This is a genomic window from Romboutsia weinsteinii, assembly GCF_002250835.2.
GTDB lineage: Bacteria > Bacillota > Clostridia > Peptostreptococcales > Peptostreptococcaceae > Romboutsia_A > Romboutsia_A weinsteinii.
The window spans coordinates 69,497-86,551 of sequence record NZ_NOJY02000007.1 but is presented as its reverse complement, the minus strand read 5'-3'; the positions used below and the strand labels follow the sequence as shown (position 1 = coordinate 86,551).

The following is a 17,055-nucleotide window of genomic DNA, read 5'->3' as shown; positions in this document are numbered from 1 at the left end:
ACTTGGCAATAAAAAATACTTTATAGGTACTTTTTTTATAAAATTACTTATAAAGTATTTTATTTTGCATATAAAAATAATTTTGTATTATATTAAATGTATCATGTGATATAATATAAATTACTGTATCATAAAAATGTAAAGGTGGGCTAGTATGAAGGTAGTTGATAATACTATATCCTCAGAATATTTAACTTACAATATAGATGAGGATATTATTATTTATGATGGAAAATTTTGTATTTACTTAGACAAAAAATACAAATGTATAGGAAAGATGATTTATAAGATGACACCTCCTATGTCTATAGATTTTAAAGCAGAAATAATACTTTCAGAGGAGATAGATGAGCACCTAGCCTTAGATTATGATGATGCTATTTTGGAGGTTTATGGATACAAACCAATTTCAATATCTATAAATCATATAAATGATTCTAGTATAGAAGGATATATAAATGATAATCATGTTAAGTCAAAGAATACATGTGTAGAATATCTTGATTTTCATATAATAAACTTGGATAAACTTCCTGGTAAGCTTATAAAACAGGAGGACAAGTTATTTGCAGGAAGATTGGAATTTGAGTTAAATGACTTTATCATTACTATTGATAAAAGATATGATTATCGTAAAGAGTTAAGTGAGGAGTTAAGGTCAATATCAGGTACAATAATAACTCATATAGGCAGAATACAAAGAAAAGATAAAAGACCATTTAAAACTAATAATATTAACAAATATTTAGATAGAATATCTTCTTCTTTAAGTTTCATGTGTGGAAGATATGTAGATATATGCCTAGCAAAAGGCTATATAAATGATACTAATGTATATAGACTTTGGAGGGAAAATGTTATTACTCCATTTAAGTTTGTTCCTACTTGGTGTGATACTCTATCAAATTATCATAACATAGAAAAGTACTTATCATTAATGTGTAAAAAACTAGAAGATGCGTATTATGGCGAGGCGATAAAACATGTAATAGACTGGTATATAGAATCTCTTGGAAATGCAACAATTGAAAATAATATTATATCAATACAAATTGCACTTGAGACTTTATCATATGTAGTTTTAGTTGAGCAACATAAAATATTAAATGATGAGGAATTCGATGTAAATAACAGCTCTAAAAATATAAGAATGTTATTAGATATATGTAACATACCTTATGGAAAAGATGAACTTAACATTTTTGATGAAAGCATAAAATCAAGGTTTATTGATGGCGTAGATATAACCGTATACTTTAGAAATAAAATAGTTCATCCAAGTAGAAAAGGATATAGAGCTATACTAGAACTTGAAGATATGTGGAATATTATTCAAATAGGAACTAAATATATTGAGTTGGTTATACTATCAATAATAGGATATAAAGGTGAATACTCTAATAGATTAAAGAATAGATGCTATGGTGAAGTCGAAGTTGTACCATGGGCACTTGATTAAAAAATTGATTTAGACAATAGTCCTAGGGTATAAATAAAATATACAAAATTTGAAAGGATGTCACTTATGATTAAATTTTATGGATACTCAAAATGATCTTCAGTTAGAAAAGCCAAGGCTTGGCTTAAAGAGAATAATTTAGAATTTGAAGATATAGAAATAGTTAAGAATCCTCCAAGTAAAGAGGAATTAGAAGAAATGTATAATACAAGTGGATATGATATTAAGAAATTCTTTAACAGTAGTGGAGTTAGATATAGAGAGCTAGGTCTTAAGGATATTGTAAAAACTGAGTCTTCAGAAAAGCTATTAGATATATTATCAAGTGATGGAATGCTAATTAAGAGACCTATAGCTTATAATGGCAAAAACGTTGTAATAGGTTTTAAAGAAGAAGAATGGAAAGAAAAGTTACTATAAATGTATCTTACATGATAGATTACAAAAGCCATATATAGATTTTATTTATTTAGTTATTAAGCTGTAAATAAAATTTGTATATGGCTTTTTTTATAACAAAACTGTAATCTTTAGAACGTAGACTTTATGTATATAAATAGTATAATATAGTTATGAGAAAAAACGACAAATTAATACAACAATAGGAGGGGAAAATATGAGGAAAAAAAGTACCATAAATTTCAGCAATAAAAAAAGAAAAACATCAAGCATGAAGAAAAATATTATTGTAGTAACGATATCTGTGATTGCTGTATTTACTGGAGTAAAAGGTGTTGGGGCTGCGAAATCATATATAGTAGAGCAAAAACAAATTAAGATTGAAAAGCAAAAAAAAGCTGAAGAAGAAAGAATAGAAGCTGAGAAAAAGCGTAAAGAAGAAGAAGAAAAAAAGAAAATGATAATAGGTGTAAATGATGAAGGTAAGAAATATTCATATGATGCTTTAGAAGTATCTAAAAAACTTTCTTCATATGATTACTCTAATAATGGGGAAAAAATAGTCTTCTTAACTTTTGATGATGGAACATCTACTACTGTAACTCCTGAGGTTTTAAGAATTTTAGATGAAGAGGATGTTAAGGCAACATTTTTCCTAACTGGTCAAAATATAGAAAGAGGCGGCAAAGAATCTAAGAAACTTATTAAAGAAGAGTTTTCAAGAGGTCATGCTATTGCAAATCATTCGTACAGTCATGACTATAATAAATTATATCCTGGTAGGAAATTAGATTTAGAAGCATTCAAAAGTGATTTTGAAAAAACAGATAACATGCTAAAAGAAGTACTTGGACCATATTTTTCAACTAGGGTAATAAGATGTCCAGGTGGTCACATGTCATGGCAGGGAATGGATCATTTAGATACTTATCTAGAAGAAAATAATATGGCATCAATAGACTGGAATGCATTAAACGGAGATGCTGAAGGTAGGAAAAAAAGCGCAGAAGAGTTAGTTAACAGAGCAATTGAAACAGCAAAAGGAAAAGAAATGGTAGTATTATTAATGCATGATACTTACGGAAAAGAGGAAACAGCTAAAGCACTTCCTCAAATAATACAATACTTTAAAGAAAATGGATATGAGTTTAAGACATTATCATAATAAATTAATAACTTTATAAAAAGAGGCTGGATATACCAGTCTCTTTTGTTGTTTTAACATGTATGATATTATAAATTAAAATATTAATAATCTAATTTAAGTGATATAATAATATAATCTAATTAATAAGGAGATGAAATCATGCATTTTAACAGAAATGAAGAATGTTGGTGTGGTAGTAAAATAAAATATAAAAAATGCCACATGCAATTTGATGAAAAAATAGAAGAACTAAAAAATAAAGGATATGAAGTACCTAGTCATGATATTATAAAAAATGATGAACAAATAAATAATATTAGAGAAAGTGCTAAAATAAATAATGCTGTTTTAGATTTAGTAGCAGAAAAAATAAAGATAGGTATGACTACAGATGATATTGATAAAATAGTACATGATTATACTATATCACAAGGTGCAATACCTGCCCCACTTGGATACAGTGGTTTCCCTAAGAGTGTTTGTACATCAATAAATAATGAAATATGTCATGGTATACCAAGTAGTGATATTGTTTTAAAAGATGGAGATATAGTAAATGTAGATGTTTCTACTATATATAATGGATATTACTCAGATGCGTCTAGAATGTTTATGTTAGGAAATGTAAGCCAAGAAGCAAAAAGACTTGTAGAAGTAACAAAAGAGTGCCTATATAAAGGTATTGAAGCGGTTAAACCATGGGGACATTTAGGAGACATTGGAGCAGCAATTCAAAAACATGCTGAAGATAATGGATATTCTGTGGTTCAAGATTTTGGGGGCCATGGTATAGGATTACAATTCCATGAAGACCCTTTTGTTTATCATTATGGAGATAAAAATGAAGGTATGATACTTGTGCCTGGTATGATATTTACAATAGAGCCTATGATAAATCAAGGAACTTATGATCTTTACATAGATGAAGAGAATGGGTGGACATCTTACACTGAAGATGGATTATTGTCAGCTCAATGGGAGCATATGATTCTAGTTACTGAAGATGGTGTAGAAATCTTAGCAAAATAATTACAGTATTTCTTATGATCTGTTAATAGTATAGAACTATCATATTTTATGATAGTTCTATACTATTTTTTAGTATTTATATTTAATATTAGTAAGTACTAATTATCCTTAAGATAAATTTTAGGTATATAAAGTGTTATGCTGTTTATATTGGTTATAGCATAATATATTTCAGTACTATATTTCTCAATATCTCTATCATCTAGCTCTAAGCTCAAGTAGGTCTTATTCGAAATAATTATATCTAAGATATTTGAGTTATCCCTAAATTTTATTCTAAGGTTTTTGTTACAACACAATAAATGATTTAAGATGCCATACGTTATTTCCAAAGTCATTGCTCCCCCTTATTTATATTAAGTTAATTTTATAATAAAAATAATAAATTATCAAATTTGTTAACAGTTAATTTATATTGTCATAAAAAGTAAAATAAGTTAAAATAGAACAATATGATAAATATAAGTATAGAGGGTGATAGTATGGAATTAAACCAGAAGCTAGAGTTCTTAAAAAATAGATTAAGAGAACTAGAAAGTGTAGCAATTGCTTATTCAGGTGGTGTTGATAGCAACTTCCTATTAAAAGTTGCAAGCGATGTTTTAGGTGATAATGTTATAGCAATTACTATTCACGCTATGATGCACTCAACAAGAGAAATTGAGGAATCAAAGGAGTACGCAAAAAGCTACAATGTAAAGCAAATCCTAGTAGGTATTAACCACTCATACCCAAAAGAATTTACAAACAACAATATAGATAGATGCTATCATTGTAAAACTATGGTCTTTAATACAATTAAAGATATTGCAAAAGATAATAATATAAAATATGTACTAGATGGAACTAATATAGATGATTTATCTGATTATAGACCTGGACTTAAAGCTTTAGATGAGCTTAAAATAATAAGTCCTCTAAAAGAGTGCAAATTAACTAAAGAAGATATAAGAAACCTTTCAAAAGATATGAATCTTAATACATTCAATAAACCTGCTTTTGCATGTCTAGCAACTAGAATTCCATATGGAGTAGAAATTACTAATGATAGGCTTAGGATGATAGAAAAAAGTGAAGAATATTTAGTAGAAGTTGGTTTTAATCAGTTTAGAGTGAGACTACATGATGATATTGCTAGAATAGAAGTAGGAAAAGATGAAATATATAAATTTTTTAGTAATGATTTATTAGATAAAACAAATAATAAACTAAAAGAATTTGGATTTAAGTACGTTACCTTAGATATGGGTGGATATCAAATGGGTAGCATGAATAAAGACGTTAAATAAGTAGGAGGAAAAAATGAAGACATATACGTTAATATCACCATGCTTTTTTGGTGTTGAAAAAATGTTAGGAATAGAAATTAAGAACTTAGGTTTTGAAATTATTAAAACAGAGGATGGAAGAGTAACATACAAAACTGGAGAGGACGGTATAGCTAAAGCTAATATGTGGCTTAGATGCGCTGAAAGAGTACATCTAAAAGTTGCTGAATTTGAAGCTAAGTCTTTTGATGAATTATTTGAAAATACAAAGAAGATAAATTGGGCTAACTATATTCCTTATGGAGCACAGTTCCCTGTATCAAAAGCATCATCAATAAAATCAAAACTATACAGTACTCCAGATATACAATCTATAGTTAAAAAGGCAGTAGTTGAAAGTTTAAAGAAAAGTTATATGGAAGATGGTCTATTAAAAGAAGACAAAGAAAAATATCCTATATATGTTTTTATACATAAGGATAAGGTTGTACTATCTATAGACACGTCAGGAGATGCCCTACACAAAAGAGGATACAGAGAAAAAGCTAATAAAGCACCAATAAGAGAGACTCTAGCAGCATCAATGATGTATCTAAACCCTTGGAGACCAGGAAGAACACTAGTGGATCCTATGTGTGGTTCTGGTACAGTGCTAATAGAGGCAGCAATGATGGGGATAAACATGGCACCTGGACTTAACCGCGAATTCATATCTGAAAAATGGAGAACTATAGATAAAAAGATATGGTGGGATGTAAGGCGTGATGCTTTTGATAAAATAGACAATGATATTGAATTTAAAATCTATGGATACGATATAGACGAAGAAGCTATTGAGATAGCTCGTGAAAATGCAGAAATAGCAGGTGTAGAAGACTACATAGAGTTTAATATAGCAAATGCAGTGGACTTTACTAGTGATGAGGAATATGGATTTATCGTTACGAATCCTCCTTATGGAGAAAGACTTGAAGATGTAGATACTGTTAAGATGCTTTACAAAGAGCTTGGGTATACATTTAGGAAACTAAAAAATTGGTCTTACTACATGATAACATCGTATGAAGAATTTGAAGCTGAGTTTGGTAAGGATGCAGATAGAAAGAGAAAGCTTTATAACGGTATGCTAAAAACTAATTTATATCAATATGTAGGTCCAAAACCTCCAAGAAAAAATGATTAGTAATTATAATTTCTCTCTTAGAATAATATATATAGTATAAATAGTATTTTAAGGGAGGTGGCATGTTTGTTAAACTTGTCAAATAAAAAGCGTAAAAATAATATGAGAAAAAAACAGTCAACTAATAAGACGAAAAATACTGAAACTAAATCAGAATATCAAGAAGATTTCAATGATATCATATTAAATGATTTAGTACCAGAAGAAAATAGAAGTGAATTTGGTTTAGATGATGTAGAAAATTCAGCTAAAAAAAGTAGTGGACTAAACTTAGGACTAAAGAAAAAATCACCTAAGAAAAGTAAATCTTCAAAAACAGAAAATAGTGAAAAATCCTCAGGAAAAGAAAAATCAATAAATAAAGAAAAAGCAACTAATAAAGAAAAATCTTCAAGTAAAGATACTTCATCTAATAAAAAAAGTAAAACATCGCCTGATAAAAAAGCAGGTTCAAAAAAACAACCTAAGCAAAAGAATATCAGTAAAGATGATACTAATACAAATGTAGATGAAGTAAATAACACTAAACAAATTAATAAAACTAACCCTAAGAATAAACATCATAATGGGAACAGTAAAAAAAGAAGAGCTAAACATGCAAAAGAAGAAGAGATTGAAACTAGAGATGAGGACTTAAGAAACTTTGAAGATATTGAGTTAGAGAATGATTTTATGGATGAAGGTCCTATGCCTTTTAGAAGTAGTAATGTTGATAATATAATAAATCCAGACACTTTAGAAAATGATAATAATAAAAAAATGGGGAATTTAATATGGTCAGAAGATAAATTTCCTAAAAAGTAACATTAATGTTACAAAAAAGAAATAAAAAAATAGCATATAAAGTGGTAAAATATAAATAAGAGCTTGGTAATAAATACTAAGCTTTTATTTTGTATAAATACCTAAGAAAATAATTATATTAAGTAGAAACATGACAATTAAGAGGTGATTAATTTGAACAATATAGACACTTTTAATAAAGTAGAAAAAATTTTATTAGAATCAAAAAAACCTTCTAAAGAGATACAAGAACTAATTAGAGAAGGTAAGTTTAATAATGATCCATTTAATATTATAGTTAAACTATCAAGTATAGAGCAAAACCCTAAATACCACCCAGAAGGTAATGTATTAAACCATGTATTAATGGTAATAGATGAAGCTAGCAAAAGAAAAGATTACTCAAAAGATAAAAGAGCATTTATGTGGGGGGCTTTATTACATGATATAGGAAAGCTTACTACTACTCGTATTAGAAAAAATAGAATTACATCTTATAACCATGATATTGAAGGTGAAAAGATGGCTCTAAGCTTCTTAAGTAATTTCACTGAAGATATAGTTTTTAAAAATAAAGTAAGCAAACTAGTAAGATATCATATGCAACCTTTATTTTTTGATAAAAATCTTCCATTCTTTAAAAACAAAGAAATGTTAGAAGAAGTTGATTATAAAGAAGTTGCCCTACTATCCATAAGTGATAGATTAGGACGAGGTAATATTAGTAATGAAGATATAAATAATGAAAAAGAAAAAATAGAAAAATTTAAAGAGTACTGTAGGAGCAATACTTAGGAGGTTGTTAATGAAATTAGCAAAGGTTACAACAGTGGCATGTTTAATGCTTCTTTTTACAACAGGATGTAGTGTAAGTTCACAGTCTCCAGAGCAACTTATTGAAGATCCGCCTAGAACTAATGAAGAAAATCAAGTACTATATAATGGAATAAATAAACATCTTAGCAAATCATCAAAGCTTTTATTGCCTAAAAATGCAAGAGAGACTGGCAAAGTTAATAAAGTTGATTTAAATAATGATGGTATAAATGAAATTATAGCTGTTATCAAGAAAGAAGACATTAATGAAGATAAAAATAAGGTTGGATTCTTATTGCTTAGTGAAGATAGTAAAGATGGTAAAACTGTCTATATAGACAGAGGGGAAAATCTAGTGCCTGGAGAGACTGCTGAGTATATTAATTTTTATGATTTAGATGGAGATGGAACTAAGGAAATAATATTATTGTCAAAGGATGGTGACAGTACAAATTTATTCATTTATAAATATGAAAATGATAGTGTTAGTTTAGCCTATACCCTAGAATCTAACTGGTTAGATGAAAGTCGTAATATTACAGATATAAAGATAAAAATCGGATACCTAGATAATGATGATGTTATAGATATACTTCTTCTTCAACTAAACACTAAAACAAATACTATGTATACAAGTATAGGAAACTTTAAAGATAGCAATTTGGATATTAAAGATACGGTTAGTTTTGAAAATGTAAAAAACTTAGGTGATTTGTATATAACAGTTGGTAATATTGCATCTTCTAAAAAGGGGATAATTCTTGATATCCCAACATTTAATGAAAATAACAAATACACTACATATACTACACGAATGATTTTTGTAGAGAATAATAAGATTGAAAAGGTGTTTAAAGATGATGATCACACACTAACAAAGTCTTATTACATAGCACCTGAAGATATCAATAAAGATAAGGTATTAGATATACCTATTGTTATTGGAAGTGGAAATGGACAAGCATATACTTCTAAAAACTCTGCCAATATAATATGGTATAAATGGAATGAAAAATTAGGTGAAGAGTCAAATGTAGTATTTAACAGTCAGATATATTATAATTATCAATATAATTATAAGCTTTTAGTCCCTACTAATCTTAAGGAGAGACTGTATGTAAGCCAAGAATATAATAGTAATGGAACAAGTTTTAAATTCTCATATTATGATAAAGAAAAATTTGAATCCATAGGATTATTTACTATTTCTGTACTTGAAAAATCTATTGCAGATGATAATAGTAAGATATCGACACATCCTGGTATTATATTGTCTGAATCAGATGATTATACATATTATCTTGAAATAGATAATGAAGATAACTTAAAAAAACTAGATATTGATACAAGTGCATTAAAATTAAAAGAGTATTTTTCGCTAATTTATTAGTACTTATTGGGAGGATCAGATGAAGGAAAAAATATTAATCTTAGAAGATGAAATTGGAATTAGAAGTTTTGTAAGTATAAACTTAAAAAGAGAAGGTTATGAGATAATAGAAGCAGGTACTGGATCTGAAGCAATTGAAAAACTGTCTACAGAAAAGGACATTACTATTGCTTTACTAGATGTTATGCTACCTGATATGAGTGGTATAGATGTGTGTAAGTATATTAGACAAAACTTCGACCAGGTTGGAATTATAATGCTTACAGCAAAGGCACAAGAAGATGATAAGATAGAAGGATTTATCTCTGGTGCTGATGATTATATGATTAAACCATTTAGTATTAAAGAACTTTTAGTAAGAGTATCAGCATTGATTAGAAGAGTGAAGAAAGAAGAATCTAATATAAATTCTAGCGAGATTGTTTCTCCACCTTTTATATTGAATTTAGATAAAAGAAAATTATTTAAAAATAATAAAGAAATAGAGCTTACTCCTACGGAGTTTTCAATAGTAAAGTACTTAATAACAAATGCAAAGCAGTCTTTAAGTAGAGACCAAATACTAGATGAGGTATGGGGTACAAACTATTTATATGATTTTAAGATTGTAGATGTTAATATTAGAAGGATTAGAAATAAAATAGAGGATGACCCATCAAAACCACAATATATACAAACTATTTGGGGATATGGATACTGTTTTAGAAAGGAAGATTAATGGCACTACATTTTGAAGGTCTAAGAAAAAAAGTAATTAAGAATTACTTTACAATTATTATTATAACTGTTACTCTATTTGAAGGACTTTTCTTAGCATATATACAAAACTATTATTATGATATTATTAAACATACTCTTAAATCACAAATAAATCTTACTAATATGAGTATGAACACTACAACTATGGAGCCTGTGAGCTTTGAAGATAAAATAAATAATATATTGAGCCAAGGATCATTTCCGACTAATTCTAAATTTGCTATACAAATTATAGATAAAAATAGGAATGTAATTATTGATCAATATGGTTTTAAGACTAAAGAGAAGGTTAATTATGAAGATGTTTATAGAGCGCTTAAAGATAGTAAAAATATTGCGCCACATACATATAGATTGCCTGAGAATAATGAACATGTAATGAGTATATCTACTCCAATTAAGGTAAATAACATTATTGAAGGAGTAGTTAGATATACTGTTTCGCTTGAGAAGGTAGATACGGCTATTCTAAAATTATCCCTTGCTTTAATTCTTGCAGGTGTTTTTATTTTACTTATTGCAATTTCAATAAGCCTTAGGTTTGCAGAGACTTTAATACAACCTCTTAGAGAATTAAAGCAATTTGCAAATGAACTTGCTCATGGTAATTATAGTGTTAAACTTAAAAATAGAAATATTTCAGATGATGAGATTGGAGACTTTGCACAAACTTTTGAATATATGGCTGGAGAGATAGACAAAAGTAGAAAGTTAAAGGAAGAGTTTATTTCATCTATCTCACATGAATTAAGAACGCCTCTAACTTCAATAAAAGGTTGGAGTGAGACTCTTGGATATGAAGGTATTACTACGGATGAATTAGATTTAGGGCTAGGCATTATACAAGATGAGACTGAGAGATTAATAAAACTTGTTGAAGAATTATTAGACTTCTCTAGGTTATCATCAGATAGAATCAAGATACAAGTCGATATGGTTAATATCGAAGAACTAGCTAAAGGAGTAGTAAATCAACTTAAAGTTAAAACTAATGAGAAAAACATTACATTATCATATAAATTCCAAAGTGATGAAATAAAATGCATCCAAGGAGATAAAAATAGGCTTAGACAAGTACTTATTAATCTTGTTCAAAACTCTATAAAATTTACTCATGATGGTGGCTTTATAACTGTAAATGTTTCACAGGATGATGAATTTACTACAATTTGTGTTGAAGATGATGGTTTAGGAATTGAGAAAGAAAACTTAGATAAAGTATTAGATAAGTTTTTCCAAGAAGATTATAATAAAGCTGGAAGTGGTTTAGGATTAGCAATAAGTAGTGAGATTGTGAAGCTACACAGTGGAGAAATGAAACTAGAAAGCGAAAAGAATGTAGGTACAAAGATTACCTTTACTCTTAAAAATAAGTTAATAGAATCAATCTAGAAAGAGGACAGATATGAGAAATATAAAAATGGTAGTACAATACGATGGTTCAAGATACAAAGGTTTCCAAAGATTAAAAGATAATGATATGACAATACAAGGAAAGATAGAAACTGTACTATGTAAAATGACAGATGAACCAATTGAAATTATCGGTTCTGGAAGAACAGATATGGGTGTTCATGCATATGGTCAAGTAGTGAACTTTAAAACATTATCTAAAGACTCAACTTCAAAGATCCAAAAATACTTATCTGAATATTTACCAGAAGATATAGTTATTAAAAGTGTTGAAGAAGTAGAGGATAGATTCCATTCTAGATACAATGCAAAAACTAAAATTTATTTATATAGAATAGATAATAATAAAGTTTGTAATCCATTTACAAGAAAACATAGCATACACTTAGAAAAGAAACTTGATTTAGAACTAATGAAAGAAGCAAGTGAATATTTATTAGGTGAGCATGACTTTACAAGTTTTGCATCTTCTAAGTCAAAAAAGAAATCTAATATAAGAACTATAGACTCTATAAGTATACAAGAAAAAAATGACTTAGTTGAAGTTTATATAGAAGGTAATGGATTCTTATACAATATGGCTAGAATAATTGTAGGTGCTCTTATTGATGTAGGTCATAAAAAGATAACACCAGAAGATATAAAAACTATGCTAGAAAATAAAAATAGAAGTCTTTCATCAGATACTGCACCAGCAAAAGGACTTTACCTATATAAAGTAAAATATTAATAAATGATTTAATTATAAAATCCTATGAAATTACTAAACCAAGTATCATAGGATTTTTCTTATTTGTTTTTAATTGAAAATAAATAAGAAAAATTTTACGATATAAAAAAATATATATAAATAAAAAATACTATATAATTGACTAATCTAAAAAAATATATTACTATTACAAATATAAATTAATAGAGTAAATTCTATGAAAAAGAGAGTAGCATAATTTAAGTTTTTAGAGAGCTAGGGATGGTGAAAGCCTAGTAGCGATTTTTATGTGAAGAGAACTTTTGAGAATACTATTTGAAATTAAGTAAGGTAGTAGGTGATCTCGCCTTAAGGGAAAGAGTGGATAAGTTTATCTTATCAATTAGAGTGGTAACGCGGATATTAATTCGTCTCTTGGTTTATTCCAAGGGGCGTTTTTTATTTAGTTGTATATCTTTATATTGTGAAACTTATCAATAAGAGTGGTACCGCGGGAAATTCGCCTCTTAGCATTTATTTGCTAGGAGTTTTTTTATTTTAAAATAATATTTGGAGGGGTTAATTATGAAAGAAAAAGTTATTTTAGCATATTCAGGAGGGTTAGACACATCAATAACAATTCCTTGGTTAAAAGAGCACTATGATATTGATGTTATTGCAGTATGTATAAATGTAGGTCAAGATGACAACATGGAAGAGGTATATGATAAAGCTATACAAAGTGGTGCAATTAAAGCCTATATAGAAGATGCCTGCGAAGAATTTGTAACAGATACAATTTTCAAGGCAGTTAAAGCTGAAGCCAAATATGAAAATAAATATTTACTAGGAACATCTCTAGCTAGACCTATTATAGCTAAAAAATTAGTAGATATAGCACATCTTGAAAAAGCAAAATATATTTGCCATGGTTGCACTGGGAAAGGAAATGACCAAGTAAGATTTGAAGCTTCTATAGCAGCCTTAGATCCAAATCTAAAAGTCATTGCACCTTGGAGAATTTGGGATATAGAATCTAGAGAAGATGCACTTGAGTATGCTTCAAAACATAACATAAAGGTTACTGCAACAAAAGAGAAAATTTATTCAGTAGATGCTAACTTATGGCATACATCTACTGAGGGTGGAGATTTAGAATATCTAGAAAATGAACATAGCACATCAGTTTACAAAGTATGTAAGTCGCCACTTGATGCAGATAATAAAGAAGAATATATTGAAATTTATTTTGATAAAGGAGTACCAAAGAAGATTAACGATGAAGAGTTATCTCCTGTAGACTTAGTTAAAACATTAAATGAGCTAGGAGCTAAGCATGGTATAGGAATTATTGATATAGTAGAAAATAGATTGGTAGGTATGAAATCAAGAGGGATATATGAAACACCTGGTGGCACGATACTTTATGAGGCCCACAATATATTAGAGAGCGCAACACTTGATAAAGATACTCTTCACTATAAGCAAATAATTTCATATAAATATGGAGAGCTTATATATAATGGTCTTTGGTATTCAAAGCTTAGAGAATCTATTGATGCATTTATTGAAACTACACAGGACAATGTAACTGGAACTGTTAGAATAATGTTATATAAAGGAATAATAAAGCCTGCGGGTATATTTACAGAAAATGCGCTTTACGACCATGGTATATCTTCATTTGGGTCTAGTGATCTTTATGATCAAAAAGATGCAGAAGGATTTATAAACCTGTATACACTTCCTCTTAAAATTAAGGCTCTTAAGAGTTTAAATATAAGTAAAGATTCATGTCAGATGGAATTTGTATCATCAGATAGAACTATATAATAGAAAGCTAGCTATATATCTTATATAGCTAGCTTTCTATTGTTATTAGTTTACTATAACAATATTTATCTCTACCATGGTTTTGACCAAGTATTATTATAGTAATATTCATCTTTCCAAATCAGATCGGTGGTAACTTTAAATCCACTACCTGCAATGTAAGATTTAAAATAAACATTAACAACACTTATTTCAAGTGATAATTCTTTATTAACTATAACATTGTAATCATCACATGCATAAATATTATCATTAATTGTAGGCTCATCCAGAGCTACATCAAATATAGGTCCGTATCAAGAACTCATATCACGTACATATACTCTAAATAATTTATTTTCAATTTTAAAATCACTAAACATCTCATTTAGCCTATTTTTGGCTTCATCTGTTATATTAACAATCATGGATATTATTACTACTATACAGTAGATTCTCCTCTCAAACTATTTATTAAATTAATCAATTGATATTATATCATAATAAACCAATAATTTATAATATATGATTAATATCAAACTTAACACTTTCAATAATATTTTCTAATGTGATTTTGATGGTCTCAATTTGTTCTAGACATTTTGACTTATCTTTTAATTCAATACTTTTATCTAAAATATTTGTATATAAGGATATATCATCGAAAAAAGTGTGATCTAGTAATTTATAATAAATATTTTTCTCTTTATACCATGTGTCACAAAATTCATTTAATTTATTATTAGCTTCTTCCCAATTATCATCTTCAATATAATTCTCAATAACAGTAATATTATCAGTATATTTCTCGGTAAAATTATCAACATTAAAGTTTACAAAAATACCAATAATTATAAAAATAATAGTCCAGATCAAAACGAAAGCTGTTGATTTCAATAGAATTTCACCTCAATACATTTATGATTGCTTTAGTTGTATGTAAACTTTATCATTTTCATCTAGTACACACAGAAGAACATCTGTTTGACTATCAATATTATTAGCTTTTAATACTTCATCAAGCCACGCTATATCTTTATTAATAATATTAAGATTTTCATTAATAATATTACCATCTAAAATCAATGATAATGGTAGATGTCTAAAATTTTCTCTAGGTGTTGAGTCATAACCAGCAGACGGTAAAACACTTAGATTTCCATCAGTTTCTAATATTGCATATTGAACATCTTTTATACTAAAATACCCTTGAACTCTTAATTGCTCTAAAAGCTCATCAATGCTTACTTTTTCTTTTTTTAGTTCTTTGTATATTATTTTACCTTTATCTATTAATATAGATGGCTTTCCAGATAAAAATGTATTAAGTTTTCTACTTTTTAAAGTTAAAAAAGATATTAAAGTTTGCATAAGTACGAGACCTGTAATTGAAGCTATCCCATTAATCATTGGAATATTATTATTTTCCATTGGAATAGATGCTACCTCTGCCAGTAAAAAAGTTATTACTAAATCAAAACAGTTCATCTCAGCGATTTCGCCCTTTCCCATCACTCTAAGAGCTATTAAGACAGCTAGATACAGTATAATACTTCTTACAAATACGACAAGCATAGTTTTCTCCTTTAAAAATATTATAATAAATTATTATTTCCAATCTAGAGATACTTAATGCAATAATGCTTAGAATTGACATCATATTTTTCTATTTTAATATTAGAATTTAGTCTTATATCTGTACTTAAATGCATATTATGTTAGGTAACAGCAATAGATTTAAATCAAGCAGTAAAATAATTATTTAAATAGAAAGGAGAGCTATAATATGAGGGTATTTATAATGCCAGGACACACATTATCAGGTGCAGGAACAGGAGCAGTAGGACATATAAATGAAGGTGAGCAAAATAGAGTATTAACTGAAAAAATCGTATATTGGCTAAAACAAGGAGGAGCAGATGTAGTTACTAATAAACTAGATAAAGCTAAAACGTCAAGTTATCTAGCAGAGCAAGTCGCATTATGCAATAACCTACCTAAATTTGATGTAGTAGTACAAATACATTTTAATGCAGGATCTAGTGATAGAGATAGCAATACAACAGGAACAGAAACTTGGTATTACAATGATGCAGGTAAAGTTTATGCAGACAGAGTAAACCAAAAATTAGGTAGCCATTTTAGAGTTAGAGGTTCTAAGCAGTCAACTGGATTGTATTGGCTAAAACATACTAGAGATACTGCTATATTAATAGAAACTTGCTTTGTAGATGATAAAGATGATGCAAATGTATATAATGCGAATAAAGATTGTATAGGAAAAGATATTGCAGAAGCTATATTGGGTAAAAATATTGAGACTTCAACACCTCCAGAGTCAAAAATATTCTATAGAGTAGTATCTGGTTCTTACAATGACAGAAACAATGCAGATAAAACAGTACAAGAGTTAAAAGATAAAGGGTACGATGCTTTTATAGATATTTATAAGAAATAGCATTAAAAAGTTAGGTTGGTTTATCCCTTCCTAGCTTTATTTTATTATTTGTCAAAAAAATTTGTTTTAGCTAAGCAAATAAGTGGTATATAGTATACGAAAGCATTTATCCCAAATGTTTATCCCCATTAAGATATGATATCTAAAAAAGAAGTCTTAACATATACAGTCCTAAATGTATACTAGTTAAGGCTTTTTACGTTTTATATAAATTCCAAATGTAAGTTATCTTGATAAATTTAAGATCATACAACTAACACCTTCTCAATCTATTACAATATTTATCTCTTATACTGTCCAATATCTTATCTAAAGCTACTTTTCTTTCTATATTACCTTAATAAAATAAGCTAAGTGATTCTATTTTAATACCTTGTGTACTGTGAGTACAGTAGTTCAGTTTTTTTAATACTTTTATCAGTGTTGAATGATATTGATATCTCATTAACAC

General features: G+C 28.1%; 16 protein-coding genes, 1 pseudogene and 1 other annotated feature. Of the genes and pseudogenes, 14 read left to right on the top strand and 3 right to left on the bottom strand.

Annotation, left to right across the window (positions count from 1 at the left end; translation table 11 throughout):
- Window positions 1–154 precede the first annotated feature (154 nt).
- The 4 genes and pseudogenes from CHL78_RS05655 (at window position 155) to CHL78_RS05640 (ending at window position 4,034) form a co-directional block, all read left to right on the top strand.
- On the top strand, window positions 155–1,459 hold the full coding sequence (locus CHL78_RS05655) for a hypothetical protein (RefSeq protein WP_094368530.1): 1,305 nt from the start codon (window positions 155–157) through the stop codon (window positions 1,457–1,459).
- 108 nt (window positions 1,460–1,567) lie between these two features.
- A pseudogene (locus CHL78_RS05650) lies at window positions 1,568–1,879 on the top strand (Spx/MgsR family RNA polymerase-binding regulatory protein); the annotation flags it as partial.
- A 196-nt stretch (window positions 1,880–2,075) separates the two neighbouring features.
- Window positions 2,076–3,023, top strand: coding sequence for a polysaccharide deacetylase family protein (locus tag CHL78_RS05645; RefSeq protein ID WP_243446376.1), 948 nt, complete (start codon window positions 2,076–2,078; stop codon window positions 3,021–3,023).
- Between the two features lie 141 nt (window positions 3,024–3,164).
- Complete coding sequence (locus tag CHL78_RS05640) at window positions 3,165–4,034, top strand: methionyl aminopeptidase (protein ID WP_094368528.1); 870 nt, start codon at window positions 3,165–3,167, stop codon at window positions 4,032–4,034.
- 98 nt (window positions 4,035–4,132) lie between these two features.
- On the opposite strand, the gene CHL78_RS05635 is transcribed toward CHL78_RS05640, so the two are convergent.
- Entirely contained in the window at window positions 4,133–4,372 is a 240-nt protein-coding gene (locus CHL78_RS05635) for a hypothetical protein (RefSeq protein WP_094368527.1), read from the bottom strand.
- A 144-nt stretch (window positions 4,373–4,516) separates the two neighbouring features.
- Between CHL78_RS05635 and larE the strand changes: the two genes are divergently transcribed.
- The 9 genes from larE (at window position 4,517) to CHL78_RS05590 (ending at window position 14,167) form a co-directional block, all read left to right on the top strand.
- Complete coding sequence (gene larE, locus CHL78_RS05630) at window positions 4,517–5,323, top strand: ATP-dependent sacrificial sulfur transferase LarE (protein WP_094368526.1); 807 nt, start codon at window positions 4,517–4,519, stop codon at window positions 5,321–5,323.
- A gap of 13 nt (window positions 5,324–5,336) precedes the next feature.
- Complete coding sequence (locus tag CHL78_RS05625) at window positions 5,337–6,485, top strand: THUMP domain-containing class I SAM-dependent RNA methyltransferase (RefSeq protein WP_094368525.1); 1,149 nt, start codon at window positions 5,337–5,339, stop codon at window positions 6,483–6,485.
- Window positions 6,486–6,551: 66 nt separating this feature from the next.
- Complete coding sequence (locus CHL78_RS05620; protein WP_094368524.1) at window positions 6,552–7,289, top strand: hypothetical protein; 738 nt, start codon at window positions 6,552–6,554, stop codon at window positions 7,287–7,289.
- A 153-nt stretch (window positions 7,290–7,442) separates the two neighbouring features.
- Window positions 7,443–8,063: an HD domain-containing protein gene (locus CHL78_RS05615; protein ID WP_094368523.1), complete on the top strand. Its 621-nt coding sequence runs from the start codon at window positions 7,443–7,445 to the stop codon at window positions 8,061–8,063.
- 10 nt (window positions 8,064–8,073) lie between these two features.
- Window positions 8,074–9,474, top strand: a complete 1,401-nt coding sequence (locus CHL78_RS05610; RefSeq protein WP_094368522.1) for a hypothetical protein — start codon at window positions 8,074–8,076, stop codon at window positions 9,472–9,474.
- A 19-nt stretch (window positions 9,475–9,493) separates the two neighbouring features.
- Window positions 9,494–10,192 carry a cell wall metabolism DNA-binding response regulator WalR gene (gene walR, locus CHL78_RS05605; RefSeq protein WP_094368521.1) on the top strand — a complete coding sequence of 233 codons (699 nt, stop codon included), beginning with the start codon at window positions 9,494–9,496 and terminating at the stop codon, window positions 10,190–10,192.
- Entirely contained in the window at window positions 10,192–11,625 is a 1,434-nt protein-coding gene (locus tag CHL78_RS05600; protein WP_094368520.1) for a sensor histidine kinase, read from the top strand. Before walR ends, CHL78_RS05600 begins: the two co-directional genes overlap by 1 nt.
- A 13-nt stretch (window positions 11,626–11,638) precedes the next feature.
- On the top strand, window positions 11,639–12,376 hold the full coding sequence (truA, locus tag CHL78_RS05595; RefSeq protein WP_094368519.1) for a tRNA pseudouridine(38-40) synthase TruA: 738 nt from the start codon (window positions 11,639–11,641) through the stop codon (window positions 12,374–12,376).
- 187 nt (window positions 12,377–12,563) lie between these two features.
- Window positions 12,564–12,773, top strand: a binding site (T-box leader).
- Between the two features lie 146 nt (window positions 12,774–12,919).
- Window positions 12,920–14,167, top strand: a complete 1,248-nt coding sequence (locus CHL78_RS05590) for an argininosuccinate synthase (protein WP_094368518.1) — start codon at window positions 12,920–12,922, stop codon at window positions 14,165–14,167.
- 495 nt (window positions 14,168–14,662) lie between these two features.
- Here the strand turns inward: CHL78_RS05590 and CHL78_RS05585 are convergent, their stop codons facing one another.
- Window positions 14,663–15,043: a DUF4363 family protein gene (locus CHL78_RS05585; RefSeq protein WP_094368517.1), complete on the bottom strand. Its 381-nt coding sequence runs from the start codon at window positions 15,041–15,043 to the stop codon at window positions 14,663–14,665.
- Between the two features lie 21 nt (window positions 15,044–15,064).
- Window positions 15,065–15,721, bottom strand: coding sequence for a DUF421 domain-containing protein (locus tag CHL78_RS05580; RefSeq protein ID WP_094368516.1), 657 nt, complete (start codon window positions 15,719–15,721; stop codon window positions 15,065–15,067).
- 211 nt (window positions 15,722–15,932) lie between these two features.
- Here CHL78_RS05580 and CHL78_RS05575 point away from each other — a divergent pair, with 211 nt between their 5' ends.
- Entirely contained in the window at window positions 15,933–16,604 is a 672-nt protein-coding gene (locus tag CHL78_RS05575; RefSeq protein WP_094368515.1) for an N-acetylmuramoyl-L-alanine amidase, read from the top strand.
- The last annotated feature ends 451 nt before the right edge of the window (window positions 16,605–17,055 follow it).

Excerpts from the sequence above, each read along its gene's own strand:
- CHL78_RS05590 (WP_094368518.1), top strand. The coding sequence starts at position 12,920 with ATGAAAGAAAAAGTTATTTTAGCATATTCAGGAGGGTTAGACACATCA.
- walR (WP_094368521.1), top strand. The coding sequence starts at position 9,494 with ATGAAGGAAAAAATATTAATCTTAGAAGATGAAATTGGAATTAGAAGT.
- CHL78_RS05610 (WP_094368522.1), top strand. The coding sequence starts at position 8,074 with ATGAAATTAGCAAAGGTTACAACAGTGGCATGTTTAATGCTTCTTTTT.
- CHL78_RS05655 (WP_094368530.1), top strand. The coding sequence starts at position 155 with ATGAAGGTAGTTGATAATACTATATCCTCAGAATATTTAACTTACAAT.
- CHL78_RS05625 (WP_094368525.1), top strand. The coding sequence starts at position 5,337 with ATGAAGACATATACGTTAATATCACCATGCTTTTTTGGTGTTGAAAAA.
- CHL78_RS05580 (WP_094368516.1), bottom strand. The coding sequence starts at position 15,721 with ATGCTTGTCGTATTTGTAAGAAGTATTATACTGTATCTAGCTGTCTTA.
- CHL78_RS05640 (WP_094368528.1), top strand. The coding sequence starts at position 3,165 with ATGCATTTTAACAGAAATGAAGAATGTTGGTGTGGTAGTAAAATAAAA.
- CHL78_RS05575 (WP_094368515.1), top strand. The coding sequence starts at position 15,933 with ATGAGGGTATTTATAATGCCAGGACACACATTATCAGGTGCAGGAACA.
- larE (WP_094368526.1), top strand. The coding sequence starts at position 4,517 with ATGGAATTAAACCAGAAGCTAGAGTTCTTAAAAAATAGATTAAGAGAA.
- CHL78_RS05635 (WP_094368527.1), bottom strand. The coding sequence starts at position 4,372 with ATGACTTTGGAAATAACGTATGGCATCTTAAATCATTTATTGTGTTGT.
- CHL78_RS05645 (WP_243446376.1), top strand. The coding sequence starts at position 2,076 with ATGAGGAAAAAAAGTACCATAAATTTCAGCAATAAAAAAAGAAAAACA.
- CHL78_RS05600 (WP_094368520.1), top strand. The coding sequence starts at position 10,192 with ATGGCACTACATTTTGAAGGTCTAAGAAAAAAAGTAATTAAGAATTAC.
- truA (WP_094368519.1), top strand. The coding sequence starts at position 11,639 with ATGAGAAATATAAAAATGGTAGTACAATACGATGGTTCAAGATACAAA.